12 protein-coding genes are annotated in these 23,747 nt (G+C 56.1%); 6 read left to right on the forward strand and 6 right to left on the reverse strand.

Annotated features, from left to right (window positions below; translation table 11 throughout):
- Positions 1-47 precede the first annotated feature (47 nt).
- Positions 48-1,613: a complex I subunit 4 family protein gene (locus tag PAN31117_RS25185; protein WP_150740601.1), complete on the forward strand. Its 1,566-nt coding sequence runs from the start codon at positions 48-50 to the stop codon at positions 1,611-1,613.
- A gap of 453 nt (positions 1,614-2,066) precedes the next feature.
- Complete coding sequence (locus tag PAN31117_RS25190) at positions 2,067-3,269, forward strand: hypothetical protein (RefSeq protein WP_150740602.1); 1,203 nt, start codon at positions 2,067-2,069, stop codon at positions 3,267-3,269.
- 43 nt (positions 3,270-3,312) lie between these two features.
- Here PAN31117_RS25190 and PAN31117_RS25195 read toward each other — a convergent pair.
- Positions 3,313-4,421 (reverse strand): IS3 family transposase gene (locus PAN31117_RS25195; RefSeq protein ID WP_150740603.1). Its coding sequence is split into 2 segments (ribosomal slippage): positions 3,313-4,172 and positions 4,172-4,421, totalling 1,110 coding nucleotides; the frame shifts between segments, so codons are not numbered across the junction.
- Between the two features lie 1,135 nt (positions 4,422-5,556).
- On the opposite strand from PAN31117_RS25195, the gene PAN31117_RS25200 reads away from it, so the two are divergent.
- The 4 genes from PAN31117_RS25200 to PAN31117_RS25215 all read left to right on the forward strand — a co-directional run bounded on the left by PAN31117_RS25200 (position 5,557) and on the right by PAN31117_RS25215 (position 18,840).
- Positions 5,557-6,957, forward strand: a complete 1,401-nt coding sequence (locus PAN31117_RS25200) for a hypothetical protein (protein ID WP_150740604.1) — start codon at positions 5,557-5,559, stop codon at positions 6,955-6,957.
- Between the two features lie 103 nt (positions 6,958-7,060).
- The gene (locus tag PAN31117_RS25205; protein WP_150740605.1) at positions 7,061-8,443 is read left to right on the forward strand and encodes a hypothetical protein; all 1,383 of its coding nucleotides are present in this window, start codon (positions 7,061-7,063) and stop codon (positions 8,441-8,443) included.
- Between the two features lie 2,291 nt (positions 8,444-10,734).
- A complete protein-coding gene (locus tag PAN31117_RS25210) occupies positions 10,735-15,687 on the forward strand; it encodes an autotransporter outer membrane beta-barrel domain-containing protein (protein WP_150740606.1) in 4,953 nt (1,650 codons plus the stop codon).
- 783 nt (positions 15,688-16,470) lie between these two features.
- Positions 16,471-18,840, forward strand: coding sequence for a CoA transferase (locus tag PAN31117_RS25215; protein WP_150740607.1), 2,370 nt, complete (start codon positions 16,471-16,473; stop codon positions 18,838-18,840).
- A 57-nt stretch (positions 18,841-18,897) separates the two neighbouring features.
- On the opposite strand, the gene PAN31117_RS25220 is transcribed toward PAN31117_RS25215, so the two are convergent.
- The 5 genes from PAN31117_RS25220 to PAN31117_RS25240 form a co-directional block, all read right to left on the reverse strand.
- The gene (locus PAN31117_RS25220; protein ID WP_150740608.1) at positions 18,898-19,998 is read right to left on the reverse strand and encodes a porin; all 1,101 of its coding nucleotides are present in this window, start codon (positions 19,996-19,998) and stop codon (positions 18,898-18,900) included.
- A gap of 365 nt (positions 19,999-20,363) precedes the next feature.
- A protein-coding gene (locus tag PAN31117_RS25225) for an IS3 family transposase (RefSeq protein WP_370855788.1) occupies positions 20,364-21,484 on the reverse strand; the annotation gives its coding sequence in 2 pieces (ribosomal slippage) (positions 20,364-21,256 and positions 21,256-21,484; 1,122 coding nt in all).
- Positions 21,432-22,127, reverse strand: coding sequence for a DDE-type integrase/transposase/recombinase (locus PAN31117_RS25230; protein ID WP_150740609.1), 696 nt, complete (start codon positions 22,125-22,127; stop codon positions 21,432-21,434). The genes PAN31117_RS25225 and PAN31117_RS25230 overlap by 53 nt, the downstream gene beginning before the upstream one ends.
- 32 nt (positions 22,128-22,159) lie before the next feature.
- Entirely contained in the window at positions 22,160-22,426 is a 267-nt protein-coding gene (locus PAN31117_RS25235; protein WP_150740610.1) for a transposase, read from the reverse strand.
- A gap of 383 nt (positions 22,427-22,809) precedes the next feature.
- Positions 22,810-23,586 carry a beta-propeller fold lactonase family protein gene (locus PAN31117_RS25240; RefSeq protein WP_174991113.1) on the reverse strand — a complete coding sequence of 259 codons (777 nt, stop codon included), beginning with the start codon at positions 23,584-23,586 and terminating at the stop codon, positions 22,810-22,812.
- Positions 23,587-23,747 lie beyond the last annotated feature (161 nt).

Raw genomic sequence — 23,747 nt, forward strand, 5'->3', positions numbered from 1 at the left:
GTCGTGCAACAGCGCCTGGTTTTTGTTGCAGCACATCAGATCTCTCTATGTTCCCCATCCTGTCGCTTCTCATCTGGCTTCCCATCTTGGCCGGCGCACTCGTCATGCTGCTGGGCCAGGATCGTCACCCCAATGTCGTGCGTTGGACATCGCTGATTGCCGCGGTGATCTCTGCGGCGCCTATCGTGCCGTTGGTGCATGGCTTTCGTACCAGTGTGACGAGTCTTCAGTTTGTCGAGCGCTTTCGCTGGATCACGTCGTTCGATGCGTCGTGGCATGTCGGTATCGACGGCATCTCGCTCTGGCTGGTGGCATTGACCGGTGTCACGACGGTGATCGTGGTGTTGGCGTCGTGGCGTGCGGTGACGACGCGCATGAGCGCGTACTTCGGTAGCTTCCTCGTGCTCTCGGGGCTGATGCAGGGCGTGTTCACCGCGCAGGACGGCATGTTGTTCTTCGTCTTTTTCGAGGCCACGCTGCTGCCGTTGTATCTGCTGATCGGCGTGTACGGACGCGCCAATCGCACGCATGCGGCCATCAAGTTCTTCTTCTTTTCGCTGACTGGCTCGCTGATGATGCTGCTCTCGATGCTCTATCTGTACATGCAGACCCGGAGCTTCGACATTGCGCGCTGGCAGACGCTGCATCTGCCGCTCGCCGTGCAGGTCATGTTGTTCGTCGGATTCCTTGGCGCCTTTTCCGTCAAGGTGCCGATGTGGCCGGTGCATACGTGGCTGCCGGAAGTGCATCTGGATGGGCCCACCGGCGCCGCCGTGATGCTCGGCATGCTGAAGCTGGGCGGCTACGGCCTGCTGCGTTTCAATCTGCCGCTGCTACCCGATGCGAGCCATTTCCTTGCACCGCTGATGGTGGTGCTGTCGTTGATCGCCGTGATTTACGCGAGCCTCGTGGCGCTGGTGCAAACGGATTTGCGCAAGTTGCTTGCCTACTCTGCGGTCGCGCATATGGGGCTGGTCACGCTCGGTCTGTTCCTATTCTCGGAATTGGGCACGGACGGCGCGGTGATGCAGATGATTTCCTACGGCATTGTGTCCGGCGCGATGCTGCTGTGCACGGGCATGCTGTATGACCGCACGGGAAGTGCGTCGATCGATGCGTATGGTGGCGTTGCGGCCACGATGCCGCGCTTTGCCGCGTTTGCGATGCTGTTTTCGATGGCGAACGTGGGCATGCCGGGCACGTCGGGATTCGTGGGCGAGTTTCTCGTGTTGATGGGCGCGATCAAGGCCAATTTCTGGATCGGCGCGCTGGCGTCGCTCACGCTGGTGTTGAGCGCGGCGTACACGTTGTGGATGTTCAAGCGCGTGATCTTCGGGCGCGTGGCGAATGCTCGGGTGGCGGGATTGCGCGATCTGAGCCGTCGCGAGTTCGCACTGCTGGGTGCAATGGCGCTGATGGTACTCGCGATCGGTGTCGACCCGAAGCCGCTCACCAACGGTATCGACGCGACGGCTATTCATGCCGTACAGGACATCGAACGTCACCGGCTTCCCGAGAACGAGCCTGGCGGCAGTGAAATGGCCGGACGCCGACATGGTGAGGCGGCGGGTCACGCAGCGGCGGTGGTGAAGAGAATGTCATCTGCGGGTTGAATGAGAGGCGTGCGCTGTCAAGTGAAAGCCCTCATGCAATAGCGGATGATGAAGAAGCGGCACATTACCGGGGCTGTTTCGTGCTGTCGCGATCTGGCATGGGATGCTTGGTATGGAGAGGGCCGTGACGTTTCAAAGTTGTAACGCCATGCGGACTTCGAACTAGTCGTACGGATGAGGGGCGAGTTAGCATCTGTGATAGTGGGGCCGCATTAGCTGCAAGCCGGCCGAATGTAGATCTGCAGCCCGTCCTGTTCGTCAAAATGCAGAAGCACCTACGCAAATGGTAGGGGCGCCATATGGAGGTGGCGCCGCCACTAGTTTTCAGTGGGTGTGCCCCCTTTGTGTATGGCAAGGATGGCGTCGGAATCAAACGGAATGACGTCCGTTCCAAAGGTTGGGCCTGGCCCGGCGTGATAAAAGACTTTGTTCCATTTGCGTATTAGGTGTTACATGACGAGTCTCTCGGATAATCAGGTGGAAATTGACGGAGAGCTATCAGTGCCCATCTGGCTCACGCGACTGCTGGAATGCTGGAGGATTTTTGTGCTTCTGGCAGTCGTGACGTCCTTGATGATTCTTGTCGCTTGCCTACTTATTTCCGCTCGTTTCGAGAGTCAGGCGTTTATTTCGGTCACGCGCGATGTTGCCTCGTATAACCTTGAGAAACCGGCGTTTGTGGATCCCCAACGCCTTCGGGAATATCTAGAATTCGTCGGAAAATCGAATACACCTGCTGGTCGATATCTCATTTCCCAGATCAGTGAACGGTTTATCGCCGAACACGTGAAGCTGGAAATGCAATATGACAAGAATGCCTCAAGATTCATCGCCGACAAGGATGCTCGAGGTCTGTTGACCTCTGGTATTTCTTTCAAAGTGCAAAGTACGCTGTCCGGTGAGGACGCGTCGGAGAAGCTGCGGCTTCTGGCGAGCTACATCACGGATGTCATGTTAGGGAGATATCTTCGAGCCGTAACCGACAAGTTGGAGGGGGAGTCTGCGACTGAAGCGCTAAAGATCGACAACGGAATCATTAATGCGGAACTGAGGATTCGAGAGCTCGATAGGCGTCTAGGTCAGGCTCGACGAATTGCAAGCGAGTATCCTCAGTCCGTTCCGGCTAAAGAGCAACAAATCGTCACGACAGAAATCAACGGTCGTTTCCTTCCGCCTGTAACCCAAATTGTTGGACTTGAGACCGAGTTGGTCGACGCAAAAGTGGAACTCGATAGACTGCTGCGGCGGCAGAAACAGAACAATTTTGAAACAGCGTTTTTCGTGGAGCTGAGACGACGCTCCCCACACTTGGCTTCTGGTGCTCGTCTGAAGGGGGCGTATTTGGCTACACTCGCGGTGACTCGCGAGAGCGCGCCCGACGACGATCTCCATCGTGAGGTAATTAACCGTGTGTCCGCGGTAATTACAGATGTCAGAAATCAGCGCCTTGATGCTCCTGACTTCATCTTGGGGCCGACGACGCCGAATCGGAGGTCCACTGTCGCCTTATTCAAAGCGTCACCGTTGGCTGTAGTCTTCGGCATCCTTTTGGCGGGTGCGATAACGCTTACGCTCCGGCACCTTAACCCATCGTGGCTCGCCCGATTTCGCCCACTGCCAAGGGCCTGTATTGAGGGGCAAGGCGCATCAACATGATGTGATGATGGTGACCTGACGGATTTTTTCGTACCACTGGTGTCTATAGATTCACGGCCCCGGTGGTTGAGTTACATTCGCTTGCCCGACGAAATTCGGCCGGGGTTTGGTGCTGCAAACTCGAGTGCGGCCGAACTTCGTTGTAATGAGTCCGGCAGTCTTCGATCACGATCTTCGCTTCGATCCTGTTCCGAAACCACTCCATCGCCAAACATTCATCACGGAATTTTCCGTTGAAGCTCTCGTTTGTACCATTCTGCCAAGGCGTGCCTGGATCAATCAGCGCCGTCTCGATCTGCTCCTGGACGGCCCATTTCAAAAGCGCTGTACTAACAAACTCCGGCCCGTTGTCTGACCGAAGATAGCGTGGTGCGCCATGCACGCTGATTAACCGGCTCAGCACTTCAATGACTCGGCTTGAGCGAATGGATCCCGCCACATCAATCGCCAGGCACTCCCGCGTATATTCGTCGACCACCGTCAGGCATTTGACTTGCTGGCCGTTTGCGCAGGCATCGAATACGAAGTCATAACACCACACCGAGTTTCGAGCTGCCGGCGCATGGGGGCTTGGCCGACTGCCGGCCACGCGGCGCCTGCATCGTTTCTTCGGTACTTGCAGGCCCGCCTGCGCCCAGAGCGCGGCACATCGATCTCGGCCCACGACAATGCCTTCGCGCCCCAGCAACACTCGAATGCGGCGTGAACCGAAGCGCGGGAATTGCCCCGACAACGTCCTCATCGTGTCGATCACCGGTGTGTTTTTACCCGGCATCTTGTGCGTGTAACTCAAGCTTGATCGGATAACCTGCATGAGCGCACACGCTCGCCGTTGGCTCAAGCCACGCTTCATCGCAAAGCGGGCTTGCCCGCAGCGAACCTGCGCGCTCACCACTTTTTTGCGCCGATCTCCCGCATGACCTCAATCTCAAGATCGCGCTCGGCCACCATCTTCTTGAGTCGCGCGTTCTCGGCCTCAAGCGCTTTGAGGCGCTTGACGTCGTCGCTGACCATCTCGCCGAAGCGCTTGCGCCAGGCGTAAATCGACGCTTCGCTTACGCCGTGGCGCTTGGCCACTTCAGGCACTGTGTCTCGATCCGCTTCGCGCAGTATCCGCACGATCTGTTCGTCGTTATACCGGCTTTTCTTCATGCCAACTCCTTATCTGAGCTGAGGAGCCATTATCCCTAGAATTGATTGGTACGAAATTTTCAAGACAGGTCACAACCACCGGGGCCGTGAATCTCTAGACACCAGTGGTACGAAAAAATCCGTCAGGTCAGGCTCAAGTTTTTGCTGCAGAGCGGCCCGGTGGTGCAGCAAATTTCCCTCTGCGCCCTGGGAGCTGATGAGCTCAGGGCATTTCCAGCACGCCAATCCGCGGAAAATGCATCTGGAAATCAAACGTTTTTGCTGGAATGCAAAAGTCCCGAAGGCCTATGTCTGGATAGACTGGTTTAGCCCTTTTTTAGCTTCAATCTCCTTGGGCCTGATTCGCCACGGCTTGTGCAGCAGATCTGATGGGTTAGGGCGGGGCACAATCATCTGCTGCTGAGTATCAGCCATAGCAATTTGGTCAATTGACCCAATGATGAAGCGGCGCTTGGCGTCGCCATTGCTGTTCTGGCGGTGAGTTCGTTAGCCAGAGCCGACGGCGCCGAGGACGGAGCCCCTGCAACGCGGTAGTTGACTCGTGCAATGAGGTTGGTCAATCGGAGACCGGCCGCGCTAAACCGTTGATGAGGCTTAAAACTCGGCTTCATCAAGATTGAGGATACATTGTGATCTGCGAATTGGAACTTCTTGGGCCTGGCCGCTGCCGCAGGCCCTCCTGCGGTTCGCCACACATTCTTGATCAAGAGTTGACCTCACTTGCGCGGGGAGTTCGGCCGTTTCGTCTCCTCGGCCAATGTCTCGGTTCAGGCAAAGGCACACAATGGACGTCCAAATGGCCACTAAGCAGAGTGCTTCCCAAGCGTTCGTCCAGTTCACATCTTGCGTGCCAGCATTCAACTGCGTCGCGATTTCGTGCTTTCGTCACTGGCACCAAACAGCGGGAGGCCAAGACGTCAGACGCGAAAGTCATCGAACGAAAGGCGTAGCGCTAGTTTCTGAAAGGTCCGATCAACTTGCGGCACGTTTCTTCGTCAATATGCCCATCAATTGGGAAGATTATTAATTGATCTACAATTTTTCAAACACCGAAGCGTGATGCTCGTAAATCTAATAATTAAAAGTGTGGTGGTGAGGTATTTTTAATTTTGTTGGGTTGATTTTGGAGATAAAGATGGGAAATATCGTTCCGAGTATGAAATTTAGAATGGCATCATATTCTACGACTCGTATTTTTCTTGATGGGTACGCTGGCAAGGATGAAGTCCGATGGGAGTCGAATGTTCCTGGGGTAACTTTTGATCCGCCCTCTGGATTTCCGGAGCCAGGTACGGGAAGACTTTACACCTGGGTTAATATTGAAAATACCAATACCCAAGATCTAGAAGGGACGAATTTCACCGTAACAGCAACGGATTCACATGGTGCGTACATTACTAGTTCGAGATGTGATGTCCGTAGCCCAAATAATTTTGTTGTTATGTTGAATCGACGATGGGCATACACGTCAAATACGCCGTCCGAGTATAAGGCTGAGGATCAATCGATAGAAGTGCATCTGACGCTTGAAAATCCGATGGTCAACAATCGTTACGATAATTATATCGTTGATTTCACGCCTCGTGGTGGTGGAAATTTTGCGGTGATGGATTCTGACTTCAACATGATGCGCCCCGATCCGGAGCTTGATTATTTTTCTTATTTTGTAATTACCGAGGAGCCCGGAGTTGCAAAGATTAATTTGGCGGCACATCACAGTACTGGAATTTTTTCCATCGAAGCAGGGTTTGGAAAAGGGCACACCTCTGACGCAAAGGATGTTGTGTTCATTAGCAAGCAGCCCGACGCCGGAACCTTGCCCCCACCTAAGCTGAATCTGGACTCCAATGATCAACTTAATCTCGACAAAGAGTCGCCTCAAGGTGTTCGCGTTTGGGTCGATAGGGCTGATATTTCTGGGGTGGATTTAAACATGCGGGCAGTATTGATCGTGAATAATAAGATGGTGGGTGATATTTTTACTTTGTGGACTTTGTCAAATGGATTGTATCTATCCCCTGCTGTTTTTTCTGAAAAGCAAGGTAATGCAATTTATTGGATGGGGACATCGGCAGAGGGGGAAACAGTTGCTTCGTCGGTGCGTTCCTTTACGGTGATAGGCAACGCCTATAACCATCCGCCGACCGACGGAACGCTGCAGAGGCCGATGGCCGATGATCCAACATTGCAGGTGATCGATGAGGAGGCTCTGGCTGATGGTGATGGTTTTATTCAGTTCGATATTCCAAATTATGCAGGTATGAAGTCAGGGGATCAAGTAACGCTTAATTGTTACATAAATGCTTTTTACGGAGGTACGGACACTCCACATAATGATAAAGTAACTGTGACGGTGAGTGCCGGCTCGAACAGCGTCCCGCCTTGTAAGGTCAGTTCGTTGCAGTTGAGTGGGTTTTCTCGATCAAAGTCCGGGGTGGGTGAAAGTACGTTCGAGTGCTATTACACGGTTTCAAGGGCGGGTGCTAATTTTGCATATTCATTGCCGATGAGTCCTAAGATGAAAATAGACACATAACTCGATGGCGGAATTTGTTTTTTGTTGGTTCTGGTTGATTTAATATTGTGTGGTTTTTTAGAAATTTATGCGGATTAATTGGTTGTAATTTTTGGGGGTATCTATGGCCGGGATTTTTTCGCCAAAATTTGGAACCGTGGCACTTGGTGGTGACTCAAGAATCTATTTTTTTTATGATTCGGAAGGGGCAAGTGGGTCGCGGAACGTGACATTCAAGGCAAGTATCGCGGGGGTGAGATTTGACCCGCCAGGTGGAAGTGTTGATGATAAGATTTCCTCATTGGGGACTTATATAATAAATAAAGATTTAAATGTTGGTGAGGAGTTTACGGTGCAGGCTTTGGATGATGTCGGAACAGTTCTTGCCACGAGCGGAAAATTTACCGTTGCAGACGTGGCTATGGGTACGATAGTTTTGGGAAAATCGTGGGCGTATGTGGCTGGTGATCCAAATAAATATAATGTTGACGAATACAACATTGTTGGATACGTGCAGCCAACGTCGGGAGGGGGCGTAACGAAGAATTTCTCAGTTGCTATCGAACCTTCCGGTAACATCGCAGTTCTCACGCTTTCCGGCCAGGAGATGTCGTATGATGATCAGCTTCCAGTAAAATCGTATTTCCTGAACACCGGTAGTAGCGGAGTCGCGGGTGCGAAGTTTGCTGCAGCGATCTCTGCGGGGATTGTCTCAGTGAAAGCTGGTTACGGCTCGAGAGACAGCGCTGCAACTCAAGAATTGGTGTTTTTGGATCGTGACCCCGAAGGTGGTAGGCAAAGCCCCTTGATCTTTGATGGAGTGCGAGACGACGTTTTATATCTCGATGATCTACCTGGTACGCAAGTGGGGGTATCGGTTGACCCGGCGCAGATTTCGATTCCACAAACAACAAAAGTGGTTGTAGTAGTAAATAATGAGATGGCATCCCCGGTCGTTGAGATGAGGGACTTGATCGCCGGAACAGTCGGTATTCCTAAGGCATATTTTCTGACGGGAGGGGAGTCCAATACATATTATTGGATGAGCGCCGATGGTGTGACGGGGTCGATCGAATCGTGTACAGCAGAAGGCAGCACGGATAATTATCCTCCGTCGGACGGGACATTAGGTGCTCCATATCCGACCACGTTGGCCATACAGACGGTCAACGATCAGGTGCTCTCGAAAGACGGTGGAGTTGAGTTCACGATCCCAAAATACGCTGATATAAAAAAGGGCGACAAGATCACGCTGATTTGTTACATGAACAATACATACTATCCAAATAGTTCCAGGTCTCATGTTGGGCAAGCAACGGGGGAGGTAGTAGTTGATGATGCGAGTGTTAGCCAGACCTGCCTGATCCCGGCCGAGTTGCTCTACGGCTATTCGTCTGCGCGAGCCTCCGGTGTGGGGACATTGGATGCCTATTACGTTGTCGAACGTTCTGGCAAAGAGGTGGAGCATTCGCGCAAGATGATGCCACGCTTGGAGATCAATACATAAGGAGCGAGCGCGAATTTATGCACGCCTAGAATTCGCAATTGAACGAGTCCACGCTTGCGTCCGCGGTAACGACTTGCGGACGCAAGTGATAAAGGGGGGAGGGGAGTTGACGTCATTGCGTTATGGCTGATTAGCGTGACAGCAGCGGGAAGCGAAAGCTTGGCGCTGACCATGAGCCCAAGCTGATTGATGCTTACCATCAACCGCGAGTATCGATTGTCGGATTCGCGACGAAGGCCAGCGGACCGTGAACCAGCCACATACGTGGATTCAATCGCGAGAGCGCACGCGGAGCGCTGCGGCGGCGAGTGCGGAGCCTTTGCTGGGTCACCGCGCGAGTGCAGACGATCGCTGCTATCACGACCGCTAGGATGTTGACGACGCGCTAGTGTACGGAATGGAGGAGGTCCTCCCGCGCTGGAGCATTGTGTCTGCTGAATTTTGTGCAGGCCTCGTCAAGCGCTTCCGCGGCATGGATTACTTCCATTGTGATCACCACCGGGTGGGCCAGTACCGTTCGGCTATCTCAGGCCAGTGTCGCGTCGGGTACACAAAACCTCGAGCTAGCGAGGTGTGGCCGGTGCCGGGCGCTCGCGCTTGATTGGTCGGTCGAGTGTCATCACCTCAGCGGCGCTTGCCCGATTCTGTGCTGCTCGTCGCTACGGTTCGTGTTCGGCTTGCGGTTCAGCGCCTCGATGCCCAAACGCTTCAGCAGCGTACCCAAGTGCCGGCGCTCCTCTGCCATGCCACGCGACCCGGCAGGCGCGCTGCTCCAGCGATCGAGGAGGGGGCTCGAGATGAGGTTTGCCGATGTGGTGCGTCAGTTTTAGGCCCGTTTCGTTGGCTGGCCGCGATTCTAATTGACGCTCGAATGGGTAATTCGCATCAGGCGGCGCCTGCTGCACGACGGGTAGTGCGTGGTTTCGGTCAAACATTGCCTTGTGCCTAATGCCCCGCCTTGCCGAGCGCGCGTTCCAAATAATCGTTCCCTGGCGTCTGCTGTCAGATCTTCGCGTGGAGCACCATGAGGTCCTCGGGCGAACGGCTGAAGTCCACTATGCCCGTCTCGAATACTTCCGCCTCGCGCTCGTGCAACCGAGCCTTCGTATGCGCAAGTGGTCCAGATTGGATTGTCTTCGTACTGCTGTGCTAGCTTAGCTAGCATCCTATCGCCCTTCAGGGCTCCCGACGCAACATTTGCCCTGGACTCCGGGCTATGCGACTGGCGGCTGCGGCTATCGTTGCTGGTCTCTATGGACGGCTCAAGCGCCGACTGTTACACCTACCGGCCTGCCCGGACAGGCACTACCCCTCTCGAAAGCGAGCGCTACAGCCCACAGCTTAATGCTCACGTGCGGAGCTTGTGGTGGCTATCCCTGCCTATCGCTGGACATGCTGACGGAGCCGCTGTGGCACGCGCCGGATGCTGATATTTGCAGTTTACTAGCGTTTGACGTCGCACGAGAATAATCCGTTGCCGCGTAACGGCGAGCAAAGCGTATCGGTGCACGACGGACCTCGGTTTCCACCTGACACGGCAGTCGCCCGGAGCGCAACGAAGTCAACTTCGTTGCATATCACCGGTTGCATCGGCGCGATGCAGTTGCGGACGCAGGCTTTGCGCTCGTTTAGCTGGGAATTTGTGGGGGGCTGAATTTACGCTTATCGACAAAGCTGCGGCCGGAAGATAGTGCGACGCGTGAAATGTACGAGAGCCATCGGGGTGTGCCGTCGAAAAGCTCGGCGCGGAATCGGACATCCTGCAGCAAAAGCCGCGCGACAAGGCCGCTGCCAAGCGTTTCGTCAAGCGCGTGCAGCGCGTGGCACTGGCGCCGTACGAGGTCGTGACGGATCAATTGTACAGCTGTCCGGCAGCGAAGGTTGACCTCGCCGACCTGGGCGGCGTGCAGCAGTGCTCGTCTAAACGGAGGCCAGAACCCACAACCGCGCGAAGGGCTCCCATCGACCCGCGCGGGGAGGGGGGATGCAGGGCCGCCGCGATCCAAAGCGTACGCGGGCCCTTTCGTCATGTTTCGGACCAATCGGGCCGCAGTTCGCACTCAAGCGTTGATTTCTATGGGCGATGCTCCATCGCATATAGCACGCCGTGCGCTTTGCTACATGGCGTGAATTGGCCGGCCTGCCCCAAAATCCGTCACCTGCTTTTCGAGCAGCCGTCGCCTCATGCACTGGCTTCGACATACTAGCTCAAGCTGAAAGAGGCGGAAATCGAGATCTCTGCGTTCTGATCAAACGTAAAAGGCGGTTTTGAAAACGTGGAGGAGCGCCGCTTGATTTATGGTGAAAAAAGTGCTCGTTCAACGGATTTTCTTATGAACAGAATATATCGTCTCACGAAAGACAAAAATACCGGTCGAACTGTGGTGGCCTCTGAGCTTGCTAAGAGTGGCGGGGGGTGGGGCCGGGTTGCAGCGGCCGGAGGTGTTGTTGCATTTGCCGCTATGAGCAGTGCAGCGTATGCGGTGGACTACGCTGACACCGTGACGAATACAGATTTGTCGTCGGCCGATACCATCGTGACAACCGACGATGGTCACCATGGTTTTGTTGTCACGGACGGCAACGTTTACGCCGCCCCCGACAACAATGTCATTACGACTAGAGGAAATGCTGCAGTCGGCGTTTTCTTGTCCGGCTCAGGATCGAAGGCGGAACTAAATAACGTGTCGGTTGTTACATCAGGTGATGATGACGGAAACGGAAATGCTGCGCACGGGATATATGTCGATGGTGGTAGCGAGCTGAATATGACGGTGAGCAATGGGCGGCGCAACTCTGTCATTGTGAGCGGTTATGGTGCTAGTGGGATAAAGATGGGGAATGGCGCAGCGGCCACTATCGATAGCGCAGATATTTCCGTTCACGGTACGAATGCCGGCGGGGATTACGATTCAGTCAATGCGGGTATTTTGGCAAGAGAAGGAAACGCCTCGCTGACTATTTCTAACAGTACCATCAGTACGGATCGCAGTTACGCTTACGGCGTGAATGTTGGACGCCTTATGGGGTATAACTTTTCATTCACCAATCTCAGAGTTGCGACTGCAGGAGACAATTCGATTGGCGTGGTTTTCTATGGCAATAAGAGCACGCTGACCGCGGATACGTCGTCCAGCATTGAGACAAAAGGGGAGAGCTCGCTGGGGCTGCTCGCCGGTACTGATGCCAATGTCGCATGGGCTGACGGGAACATTGCTACGCATGGCTCCAATTCCGACGGTGTCCATGTCATGGGCAGCGCTAGTCTTACACTCACCAATACACGTGTTTCTGCCGACCAAGGCGAGGGCGTGAACGTATCGGGGAGTGGCACTTTGACGACGGTCAATTCAACAATATCGACCGGCGACGGCGGCAAAGATGCCGTATATGTTGACGGGGCTGGCAACACGTTGAATTTCGATGCAGCGACCACGCTGAAGACGACGGCCGATGGAGCGTACGGCTTGACGCTTGCAAACGGTGCTCAGCAGACATTTTTGCCTGGCAGTGTCTTGCCTACATTCGATGTCAGCGGCAAAGACGCTGCAGCGATTCGGGTAACCGGCGTGAGCAGTACGGCAACATTCAGCGGTGCGCTGTTCGACGGCGCATCGATGACTCTGGGGGCTGAATCATGGGGAATTCTAGCGGAGAATGGAGGCGCCGTTATCTTCCAAGGCGCCGGAGGCGGAACTAGTGGTGTTGGGATATGGGCGCGAGGTACCCCGGCACAAGAAGGGAGCGTTCAGTACCTGAACGATGCGGCAGCGATAGATACAAAGTTCCGGATCGACGACTACGGAACGATTGATATTTCGCGGATCAATGCACCGAGTCTTACGATCGATTCGCTTGAGGGAAAGGGCGGAACCATGGAACTAGGTTCGCATGGTTTGATCGTCAACGGTTCGGCCAGCACCACCTACGCAGGGAAAATCGATGGATCGGGTGACGTCACTCGTTCCGGCACAGGTACGCTGACACTGACGGGGGGCGACGCATTTGCGTTCGGCGGCGGGGTGCATATCGCTGATACTGCCACGCTGGGGGTCAGCGACGCGGCAACTTCGGCGGCGGGAAAGCAATTCGATTTTGCCGCCCCGGGAGCGACGCTCAACGTCGATGCATCCGTTGGCACATTCGAACTCGGCGGCATTACCAGCAATACTGCGGGCGATGGCACGATCCATCTAGGCGGAAATCTGAACGTCAACAACAGCACCACCGATTCGGCCTTTAGCGGGACGATCGACGGAGACGGTCAACTGATAAAAAATGGAACCGCCACGCTGACGCTGGGCGGCGCCCACTCGTTCGACCACACCGGCATTACGGACATTCAGGGCGGACAATTGTCGGCAACCGGTGCTGCTAATGCCAGCGGTCATACGATCAACGTCGGTACGTCTGGCACGTTGGATGCTCAAACGGTCTCAGGCACCGGCTTCACTGTTGGCATGATAACGGGGGACGGCACTATCAATATCGGTGCTAAATCGCTGACAGTCGACGGCACCAACAGTGGCACATTCTCTGGTTCGATCAACGGCACTGGCGACCTTGTCAAGACGAACAGCGGCACGCTCACGCTGTCTGGCAGCAATGCGTTCAATTACACCGGCGCTACGGATATTCAGGGCGGTGTGCTGGCGTTGCAGAATGTCACACCCGGAACATTTACCAAAACGTTCACGTTGGACGGCGGTTGGCTGGATCTGTCGGAGGCTGGTACGCCGAATGAGACCAACGCCACCAATTGGCCTCGCATCACGATAGACCAGGGAACGAATGCCGCCAAGGGCGGTGTCATTGGCGCTGATGACAATGTCCACTACGACATTGGCACCGGTAATACCGAGACCATCGGTTATCAAATCGGAAGCGGTACCGCGTCGCCGAACGGTAAGGGCGTTTTTGTACTCAAGGATGGAGATGGAACGCTGGAGCTGACCGGCGACAACGAGTATGTCGGTAACACGCGCATCAACGGCGGTATTCTAAAGATCAGCGCGGATCAGAACCTGGGCGATACGAGCGTTGCGCGTGAGGTGGTCCTCAATGGCGGGAAGCTCGAAGTGGCGGGGAGTTTCACCTCACAACGCGACATCGAGCTGCGTAAGGATGGCGCCGTCATCGTCGACGCCGGTGCAGATACGACTTGGAGTAGCGTGCATGGTAGCAATGGCACTGACTTTGTATTCACAAAAGAGGGCGATGGCCGGCTGGCGTTCTCGGGCGCGAGCCGGATGTCGGGGGTAATCGCCAACGCTGGCACGCTCGATATGGGGCCTGCGACCGTCAACAGCACGTCGGCCGGCGTTGCCGCGGTGGCAGCCCACAATAACAGTAGCGTGAGCTTTACGAACGGCACCATCAATAGCGCTGGCGACGGGATTGTTTCCGACGGCAACACGAACGTTACGCTGAACAACACGGCGGTGAATACCGGTGCAGGCTCTGCGCTCTACCATGTGACCGCCGGAAACGGCACGCTGACAACAAACGGCTCAACGCTCAACGGCACCGTGATGGCAGATGCCGGAACCACGCTGAATCTGAACCTGAACAACGGCAGCGCGTACACCGGTAGTTTCACGCGTGGCTCAGGCAGCACGGTGAATCTGAGCTTGGATCCCGGTAGTACCTATACCGGAGCGGTTGCAGCGGACGCAGGCAGCACGTTCAACATGGCGATCACCGACGCAGCGAGCCAGTGGAATATGACTGGCGACTCGATGGTCAACAGCCTCACCAATCTTGGAACTGTCAACTTCGGAGGGGGGGCGCCCGGTGGAGGGTATCAAACGCTTTCGGTAGCCGGTGACTACACTGGTGGCGGCACACTGGCCATGCGTACTGAGCTCAATCTCGGCGGGAGCATGAGCAACCAGCATACCGACCGAATGATCGTCACAGGGGATGCGACTGGCACCACGAAATTGCATATGACGACGACGGGTTCGGGCGGGAATTCCAATACGCGCAACGACAACAAAGCGCATGGTGACGAAGGGATTTCGCTTGTGCAGGTCGGGGGTACTGCAGCCGCAAATTCTTTCCAACTCGACACGAACTATGTTGTGGGCGCCAACAGTGCCTATCAGTACCGGCTTTTTGCTTACGGCCCGGGTTCGAAGTGGGGGGCAGCCGATCCGACGCAGAGTGTTATGCCTAATAACGGCGACAACACCTGGGACTATCGTCTTCAGACGGCTTACGAAGATCCAGGGGGTAATGTGACGCCGGGACAACCCAAAGACGACCCCGTCGTACCGAGCCGGCCGCTGCTGGTGCCGCAAGCGAGTGCTTATTTGGTCGCGCCGCTCGTGTTGCAGCGTTACGCGGCGACGGTGATGGACGGGCTCCATTCTCGGTTAGGCGATATTCGACACGGTGCAAACGGTTCGTCGGTTGTGGGTGGCGAAGCCTTTGCACGTGTATTTGGCGACACAGGGAGCTATACGCCGAACCTCCCCTTCCAAAAATATGGCTACGGCTTTGATCAGCAAACGCAAGCGATGCAGTTTGGCGGGAATTTCCTGCGTTACACGACATCGGGAGGCGATGCATTCCGGGTCGGCGTTGCTGCTACGATTGGTTCGGCCCATGCGACCCCGCGAACCACCGCGGACAATAGCAGTGATCTGTCGGTACAGGCCCAGACGCTCGCATTGACGGCCACCTGGATGTCGCAGGAGGGCTGGTATGCCGATGCGGTGTTGGGGGGGACATTTTACCGGACCACGGTGAAAAGCCTTGCTCGCAACGTTGGTACGCTTTACGGAACCGGCCTTGACATGGCGCTGGAAGGCGGGCGGCAGATCGAGCTAACTTCCGGTCTCATGATCGAGCCGCGCGTCCAGTTTATTGGCCATACGGCAAATTTCAGGAATATGACCGATGCGGATGGCGTAGCCGTAGGGATCAACAATAGCCGCTCGATTACGGCGGCCACCGGCGTGCGTGTCAGCTACCCGATACAGGGTGTTGCATCGAGCGCCAGACCTTACGCCGATATCGGTTGGGGATACACCCAGATGTTCGGGGGGGATGTCAATTTGCCCGGCACGGATCCGCTTTCGACAGGAGGCGTGGGCGGTGCAATGCAACTAGCCCTCGGCCTTACTGGACAGTTCAGCCCGAGATTCCAGGGCTACGCTGAGGTGAACGGGCAGGTCCGCACCGGGCGACACGGTAATTCCGGCGTCGGTGGGAAGGTCGGGCTCCGCTATGAGTTCTGATGGTGTGTGTATTGATGTTTGTATTAATGAGCGGCTTCACAAATCTGCTACCGCTTCGCCCGAAAATGCCGGGAGCGTCCCCGGTAATTTTGGGGCGTTCTTCTGATTTTGAGTGGTGCGCGAGTTGAAGGACCTAAGGTTAACTTGCTGGTTCACGGGGCAGAGGGAGTCGATGTGCCCGGGAGGATGCAGCTAACACAAACTGGACGGAGATGATTAGGAATGGTTGCCTCTGATTGCCGTGTACGGAAACAAACTCGACTGCTCGGAATGATCAGCGTGGAGTTTAGTAGTTCCTCTAGAGACGGTTGTCCTTGCCATTGAGTTTCACGTTGCCGCCGACAGGCGTTGGCTCAATTTCAGGCAAGTTTTCTGGCCCATCAAATTCGCATGCGTTTTGAGTTGGGCTGTCTGTGCTCAGATGGCTCTTGGAGGGGCATTGTGCGAATCATTCCTGAGATATCGGCTTGCATGGTGAGCTTGAATATTGGGCTCGCCCTCGTCACCAGTTTGGTCGCGTTCGGCTACGAATTTGACCTTCTTGAGTGCATTCTCGCCGCAGCGATATTTGCAGCGCTGCTTTACGTGGCCGCGCACATCACGGGGTGTGCGTGGCGAGGCGTTCGACATTCCCGGCGCGAGGGCCGACGCTAATCTCAGTGTGGTGCTGGTTGGCAAATTCAACGGCGACGCTGCGGACGCTATCCAATTAGGTTGCCTGTCCTGAAGGAACGCTAGGCCATCGTCGTCAATCTCTCATTTGGTGGAAGGGACGAGGTGTAGATGAAAAATTCAAAAGTCGGGGCGGCACGTGCGGATGGTCAGAGCTGCGTGCAGGGGGCCGCGTTGCCATTGGCGCATTTGAGCGTGTTGCAACGGAGTTGCTCGCTTGCGGGACGCCTCGCAGGCCAACTCCTGGCGGATCAAGGGGCTCAAGTTTTTGCTGCAGAGCGGCCCGGTGGTTCGGTGAGCGAGCTTGATGGTTATCTCGATCGAGGCAAGACGCTTCTGCCTGTTGAGCGACTGGACGGACTGGCCGACGCGGACTTGGTCATCCTCGACGGGGCAGTGACCGCTCGGCTTTCGTCGCGACAGATCGTACTGGGATTTACGAGTGTTGTACCCGGAGATCAAACATTCGATGTTCCGGATGACGCGAGTGACGATCTACTAAACTCCCTCGCCGGTTTCTACACGGATCTCGGTGTGACTAGTCGATTGCTCGGGCGCGAGGTCATCTACACTCCGCTGCCGCTGTGCTCTGTATATGCGGGTGTACTCGCCGTTTCTGCCGTCTGTGCCGCGTTGGTCCAACGGGAGCGCACAGGAGTAGGCGCGTCGATTGTCATTCCTCGCCTGTCTGCCGGCCTCTCCGCCATTGGCGTTTTAGCCATGAGTGTTCGTGGGATCAAACCCCACCTGGTTCCGCCGGCTCTTCTAGGCTTGCCTGAAGAGTTGGCATCCCTGCTGCCTCGCGCGCGCGAAAGCGAAGAGGAAATGCTCCGTTTCGTCAACCGCCTGAACCCGACGGCAGGTTGCTATCGCACGTCCGATGGACGCCTGGTGATGCCGGTGACAACGGTCAATCGGCGGCTTGCCCAAGCGATGCTTGTGGTGCTTGGGCTCGAGGAGCGAGCCAAAGACCTTGGGGTGGTCAATGTTTCGCCGTATTTTCCGGAAAACGTGTCGTTTGCACAGACCAATCTCGCGGTTCCTCAAGCGATGCGTGCGGATATTTCCATCGCACTTGCCGACGACATGGCGAAGGTGTTCGCCACACAGACTGCCGAGCACTGGGAAGCCGTGTTTGCTCAAGCAGAGGTTCCGCTCGGAATTGTCGAAACGTTCGACGAGTGGATGACGGCTTCGTGGGCTCAAGAGGCTGGTTTGGTGGTGGCTCCAATTGGCGTGAATAGCCCTCAACTCGGACGTGCCGTGAATATTCACTCTGCGCGCCCCTATCCGCCATTGCGTGCTGCAAAGACATCATTGGACGCTGTTCTGACGCCGGCACCATCGAATGGCGGTGATGCCAGTAAGCGAAATACAACTAAGCCGCTGGACGGATACACGGTCCTTGATATGGCGAATGTCATTGCGGGGCCCGCCTGTGGACGGATATTGGGCGAACTTGGGGCGCACGTCGTCAAGGTTGACACAACGCGTCCGGATCATCAGCCGCTGGTGACCGTGGATTGGGGCGCGGAAGCAAGCCAAGGCAAGCAGAGCATCTTGCTCGATTTGAGGATGGACTCCGCCCGGGATGTGCTTCACCGTCTTATCAAACGGGCCGACATTCTCGTCATGAACGAAACCGATGCGGGGGTTCGACGGCTGGGGCTGACGCAAGACGCCGTCGCTGCGATCAATCCGGCCACGGTCGTCGTTCAGGTGAGCGCCTTCAAAGGCGAGTTCGCTGGCGCCTTCGATGATCGACCGGGATACGATCCACTGCTGCAGGCGATTGCCGGCATCATGTCGCGTTTTGGGACACCCGGATTGCCGCTCCTTCATGGGATTGCATCATGCGTCGATTATTTAACGGGCTACCTTGGCGCGTTTTCGGCACTGACGGCTTTGCAGGCTCGCGAGCGCAATGGTGGCAAGCGCGGGGATTGGGCGGAAACATCCTTGGCCTCAGCGGCTTCATTGGTTCAGTTTCCATTCCAATGGACGTCTAGCGGCCTTCCTGAGTGCGCGGTCGGACCCAAAGCCACTGGACCTAATCAAGCATCATCACTGCTTCAACAAGCAGACGGTTGGATATTCGTTGAGGCCAACGGTTCGCTTCCCGAATTGACTGGTCTTAGCGTCAATGATGCGATTGCGGAGGCGAAGCGCCAAGGTGCTCGAGCGGTCCCAGTGCAGACAATCGCCAAGCTGCGGGAGCGGTTCCTCGAGCATCCGAGTTCCACCGTGAGCTTCAGGCAGAGCGATTGCCAGGGATTGGAGGTAACGCTTCTTGAGCCGACTTGGTTTCAGTTTGATGGGGCGCCCTTGGGGCATGCTGGTGATTCGGGGCGTCCCGGCGCCGATGCCGACTCGATCCTTGCGTTCCTCGGTATCGACCCGGCAGAGATCACACGCATGAAGGACGAGGGGGCGGTAGGCGAGCCGGATTGGATGATAAGACGAGGGGCCAGTACGTCATAAGCAGAAGGTGGGTCCTCCGACAGGAGGGCCGTTGCTTTTGCGCCGAGTGGGCTCGCCTCAGAAGCGATGTCGTATGCCAGCCATAGCGCCTAGTTGGCGCGTGACGGGAGGCATCACCGTGGTGTCCCCTTGAAGTTGTGCGCCGATCAGTCCACCAGAATACCTCGCGTAGTCTACTTCGCCATACAATGCCGTGCCCTTAGATAATGACAGATTGGCAACGAGCTGAAGCTGCGTTGCGTTGCCATTCTTTGACGGCATATCTCCATCTTGGAGCGTTCGCCAAAAGTTGGCGCTGAGGTGAGCTCGACCAACGATTTGCGTGACGCCTGCGAAATACATGGTGCGAGCAGACAAATCTAGCATGCCAAGTGCGGCAAGTGACGCTTCCGAATAGCGGCCGAATGACCGGAATCCTTGGGAGAATCGGTTGACAGCGACTCCGAGGTGCAGGCGGGTCATGCCGAGCCAGTACGATCCTCCGTAAGTCCACGTCTTCGCTGGCGAACCATTGGTTGAGTCTCTTGTTAGCAGGTAGGCCGCTGCGAGTGCAAAGGACCGATCGATCGCATAGGTGAGAGACATTGAGCTTTGGCTTCCGTATGACATGTGTCCGGGTTGATTGCCGAAGGCTTGAGATGCTTGGAAGGTAAGGTTGGCAACGCCCGCGGTGTACTTCAGCATATTGTCCGTCCAAGCCCCGGCAGCCATTGTCGCTTCTGGTCGAAATAGATAGAACGTGGGTAGCCAAGGGTTGCTCGCGAATGCTCGGACGGCCGCGTCAGCTTGAGGATTCGTCTGGCGCCCAAGCGTCAGGCGGCCGAATCGATCAGATTCCATTCCGAGTAGCGCTGTGCTGAAGTACGGATGGCTCGGGTCTAGCGCGCCAGAATGGCCAAAGAAGCGATTTTCCAGGCGAAGATATGCCTTGGCGCCTTGGCCAAGATTCTCTTGGCCGTGTAGGCCAATCAAACTCTGCGCAGCCCCACCTGGAGTGACAGACCAAGTCGAGATTCTCGTCGTGGAGGACGTTCCCTCCACGTATCGCACCCCCGTGTCCACAACCCCATACATCACGAGTGCCGACTGCGCAATCGCAGATTTCGCGCTCGAGAAAAATGCGGCGGCAATAGCGGTTAGGGCGCATAGCGTCGCCATAGGTCTGGGGCGCCCGCCTTTCGTCCGAGTCTCCGCTCGGCTGCGAACCGTCGAATGCAATGGATTTGCTTGGATGGGGGACGTGCCTATCGATATCAATATTGCACCTGCTAAGTTCAAATTTCAGGGCGCACGTGTGTGGGGGGGGCTCAGTCTTTGGATGAGGAGTGTACTGAGGCCCGAACCGGCAAAAATTGACGTTTTTCCCACTTGTCTTGTTCTAGGTTGTCTGGACCGCTATTTAGTGCCGGCACCAAACCAAATTGCTTGGTGGCAGGTTGGCATATTTCAAATGTCGAGCTATGGCATTCAGCCACGCTGACCTGCCCCCTTCAATCGGGCCAATCGGCTTCTAGCAAAGTCCCTTAAACCAACTCCTGGAAAGCGGCAGGAGCATCCGCGGTTGCCCGATGTTTCGCCGCAAACTCTGACGGCGCAAGGTAGTTCAGTGCGCTGTGCGGCCTTTGCTCGTTGTAGTCCTGACGCCATGCCGCGATGACAGCCCGAGCGTGCGCGAGCGTTGTGAACCAGTGCTCGTTAAGGCATTCGTCGCGGAATTTGCCGTTGAACGATTCGATGTACGCATTCTGCGTTGGCTTGCCCGCCTGAATCAACTTCAAAGTGACGCCGTTCGCATACGCCCACTGGTCAAGCGCGCGGCTCGTAAATTCGGGGCCCTGATCTGTTCGCACCGCCTTGGGATAGCCACGGAAGCGAGCTGCACAGTCCAATGCCCGAGCGACATACAAACCTGAGATGCCATGGTCGACGACGATGTCGACGGCCTCTTTCGTGAAATCGTCGACGACGGTCAGGCACTTCACGCGTCGGCCGTTGGAAAGCGCATCCATCACGAAATCGATTGACCATACCTCGTTGGGTGCGCCCGGCAATGCCAGTTGCTCGCGTTCAATCATTACGCCGTGGCGCTTGCGACGGCGCCGCACAGCCAGCCCTGCCTCACGGTACAGGCGATAGATGCGCTTGTGATTGGCGTGCGTGCCTTCGCGTTCCACCAGAGCGTGCAATCGGCGGTAGCCGAATCGACGACGTTCGTGCGCCAGCTCCACTAGACGCGCCGCTAGCACCTCATTCTCGTGGTCCGGCTTCGCGTCGTAATGCAGCACGCTGCGAGAAAGCCCGACAAGCCGGCAAGCGCGGCGCTCGGAGATGTTGACCTTCTCCCGAATCGCCGACATTGCTTCGCGTTTGGCTTGCGGGCTCAGGGCTTTCCCTTGACGACGAGCTTCAAGGCTTACATATCGAGCATTGCTTCGGCCAGCAGCTTCTTCAGCCGGGCATTCTCAACCTCGAGGTCCTTGAGCCGACGGGCTTCGGAGACTTCCATGCCGCCGAACTTCGCGCGCCAGGTGTAGAACGACGCGTCACTAAACCCGTGCTTCCTGCACAGTTCCTTGACCGGCATCCCGGCTTCAGCTTCCTTCAGAAAGCCGATGATTTGCTGTTCCGTAAATCGCTTCTTCATGTTCGTCTTCTTCTCCGAAAACGAACTTTACTAGACCCCGGCTGGCCCTGTTTGCAGGGAGCAGGTCATCGAGTTTCACGCCGCGTCGGTATGCCCAATCGTCTAAAGCGCGAGAAGTGAACTCTGTGCCGTTGTCCACGGTGATGGATTCGGGCCATCGGCGAAGGACCGCAGAACGATCCAGCGCCTGACCCACCGCACGGCCGGTCTGTCGGAAGTTGGCCTCCAGACAAACACTCTCGCGACTCCATTGATCGATGACAGTCAGAATGCGAAAGCGGCGTCCATCAAGCATCTGGTCATGAACGAAATCCATGCTCCAGTGCTGATTCGGTCCGGTGGGCGCCGGTGGCTTGCCTCGCAGCAGCGCGATGCGCTTGCGGCGCTTGACCTTCATCCGCAATTGCAGGCCCTCTAGGCTGTAAAGCCCGTAGACGCGCTTTTTACCCACGTCCCAGCCCTCGCGACGCAACATCACCAGCACCCGCCGATAGCCAAACTGCGGACGACTTAAGGCGATGTTCCGGATACGTTGGCGCAGCGCACTTTGATCGCGTGCACGACTCTTCGCGTACCAAGTCGAGCGCTGCAGCAACGCCAACGCGCAGGAACGCTGCACGCTTATGTGGAAACGCTCTTGCATCTAAGCCGCCAGCTCGCGCCGTTTGGCGGCCTTCAGACTTTTTTTCGCACCACCTCTTGCAGGATCTGTTTATCCAGCGTCAGGTCGGCGACGATACGTCGCAAGCGCGCGTTTTCGTCTTCGAGTTGCTTGAGCTTGCGCATCTCGCTAACGCCGAAATCGGCGTACTTCTTCTTCCATGTGTAGAACGTTGCCTCCGACACACCGATCTGCCGACAGACGTCGACCACCGGTGTGCCGCTCTCGGCCAATCGCAGCGCATAGGCGATCTGCTCTTCACTAAATCTCGAGCGTTTCATGGCGACTCCTCGCCCCGTTCGGGGCGCTGAGAAGCAACTTTACCTCTAGTTTTGACCTGTTCGGATATTCCGGGGACACGTCAATGCAGGTTGGCAGACCGGTCGATAGGGGCTGGCAGGGCCGAAGCCCTCCCACATGCCCCGCACATAGGGGGAAGCTATGCGCGCAAAAAAGCCGTGAGTCATGAGGACGGCGCGGCTTATGCGCCTATCGAGCCCGGGCTGCCAAGCCCGCAAACCAGTTGTCTATTGATGATGGCCGAAGTATGGCGCAAGCGCGGGCGGATTGCAGGCGGACATGGCCATGTCCGCGATGTCCCGGAGAGAGGGCCGGCTCACTCTGCCGCTACGGAGCGGATCATTCGCGGCTAACTCATGGCCTATCAGGGCTCGCTTACCAGTACGAAGCCGTCGATTTCCATTCCGGCGTTGGCAACGAGTGTTCCAGTCGACAACGCTCCTTGGTCTATTCCGTATCGATAGATCGTATCTTCGCGCGCGGATGCGGCATACAAGTATTTCCCATCGGGTGTCACTGCTATCGCTAATACTTCACGACCATCAGCCTGCTCGTTAATTGGCGTCAGAACGCCGGTTAAAGGATTAACCGCATAAGAAACGACAGTATTTTTTCCTATGCCAGTGAAAGGACTCGCTGTGGTTGAAAGAAACAAGTATTTGCCGTCCAGACTCATCGTCATCACGCTAACCATGCTTTTCGTGTGGTCGGCGACGCCTTTGAGTGGAGAAAATACGCCCTGAGACACACTGTAGCCGCGAACTTCAGGATTAAAAAATTCCGCCGACCCGGTATAGACATATTTTTGGGTCGGGTCTACGGCAAGGCCAAACTGGAGGGGGTTCACCATTGGAACCTTATCCGTGAGCGTAGGCATGCCCTTTGCATCGATAGCGAAAGACGCCGGACTGTAGTCCCCGTTCGATACAGACGCGTATAGCATTTTTCCCGTGCCGTCGAATTGCAATGTTGTCGCCTCGCCTCCCCCTGGGAGGGGGAGTTGCCCGATCGGGAAAACTACATGGCGGGCCCGGGAATATATGAAAGCATAGAGAGTAGTGGAGGGGGTATCGTTGTCAGTGTAGGGTTCCCCGCAAGAGTAAAAATAGATGACTTCGTCGGTTGGTGCAGTGGCGGCCATACCGAGCTCTCCGCTATCGAAATTACCGAGCGGATGACGCAGTAGCCTCGGAATCAACTGACCGCTAGCACGATCTGCTTGGTAAATATCGACATATGTGGTTTCGTCTGGGCCTAAGCCAAGTGCAAATACCGTGTCGCCACTGGCGCACATGGAGTTAT

Source organism: Pandoraea anapnoica, assembly GCF_902459765.1.
Taxonomy (GTDB): Bacteria; Pseudomonadota; Gammaproteobacteria; order Burkholderiales; family Burkholderiaceae; genus Pandoraea; species Pandoraea anapnoica.

Coding starts and splice junctions, on each gene's coding strand:
- PAN31117_RS25215 (WP_150740607.1), top strand. CDS start 16,471: ATGAAAAATTCAAAAGTCGGGGCGGCACGTGCGGATGGTCAGAGCTGC.
- PAN31117_RS25190 (WP_150740602.1), top strand. CDS start 2,067: ATGACGAGTCTCTCGGATAATCAGGTGGAAATTGACGGAGAGCTATCA.
- PAN31117_RS25240 (WP_174991113.1), bottom strand. CDS start 23,586: ATGGCCGCCACTGCACCAACCGACGAAGTCATCTATTTTTACTCTTGC.
- PAN31117_RS25235 (WP_150740610.1), bottom strand. CDS start 22,426: ATGAAACGCTCGAGATTTAGTGAAGAGCAGATCGCCTATGCGCTGCGA.
- PAN31117_RS25200 (WP_150740604.1), top strand. CDS start 5,557: ATGGGAAATATCGTTCCGAGTATGAAATTTAGAATGGCATCATATTCT.
- PAN31117_RS25220 (WP_150740608.1), bottom strand. CDS start 19,998: ATGGCGACGCTATGCGCCCTAACCGCTATTGCCGCCGCATTTTTCTCG.
- PAN31117_RS25185 (WP_150740601.1), top strand. CDS start 48: ATGTTCCCCATCCTGTCGCTTCTCATCTGGCTTCCCATCTTGGCCGGC.
- PAN31117_RS25230 (WP_150740609.1), bottom strand. CDS start 22,127: ATGCAAGAGCGTTTCCACATAAGCGTGCAGCGTTCCTGCGCGTTGGCG.
- PAN31117_RS25205 (WP_150740605.1), top strand. CDS start 7,061: ATGGCCGGGATTTTTTCGCCAAAATTTGGAACCGTGGCACTTGGTGGT.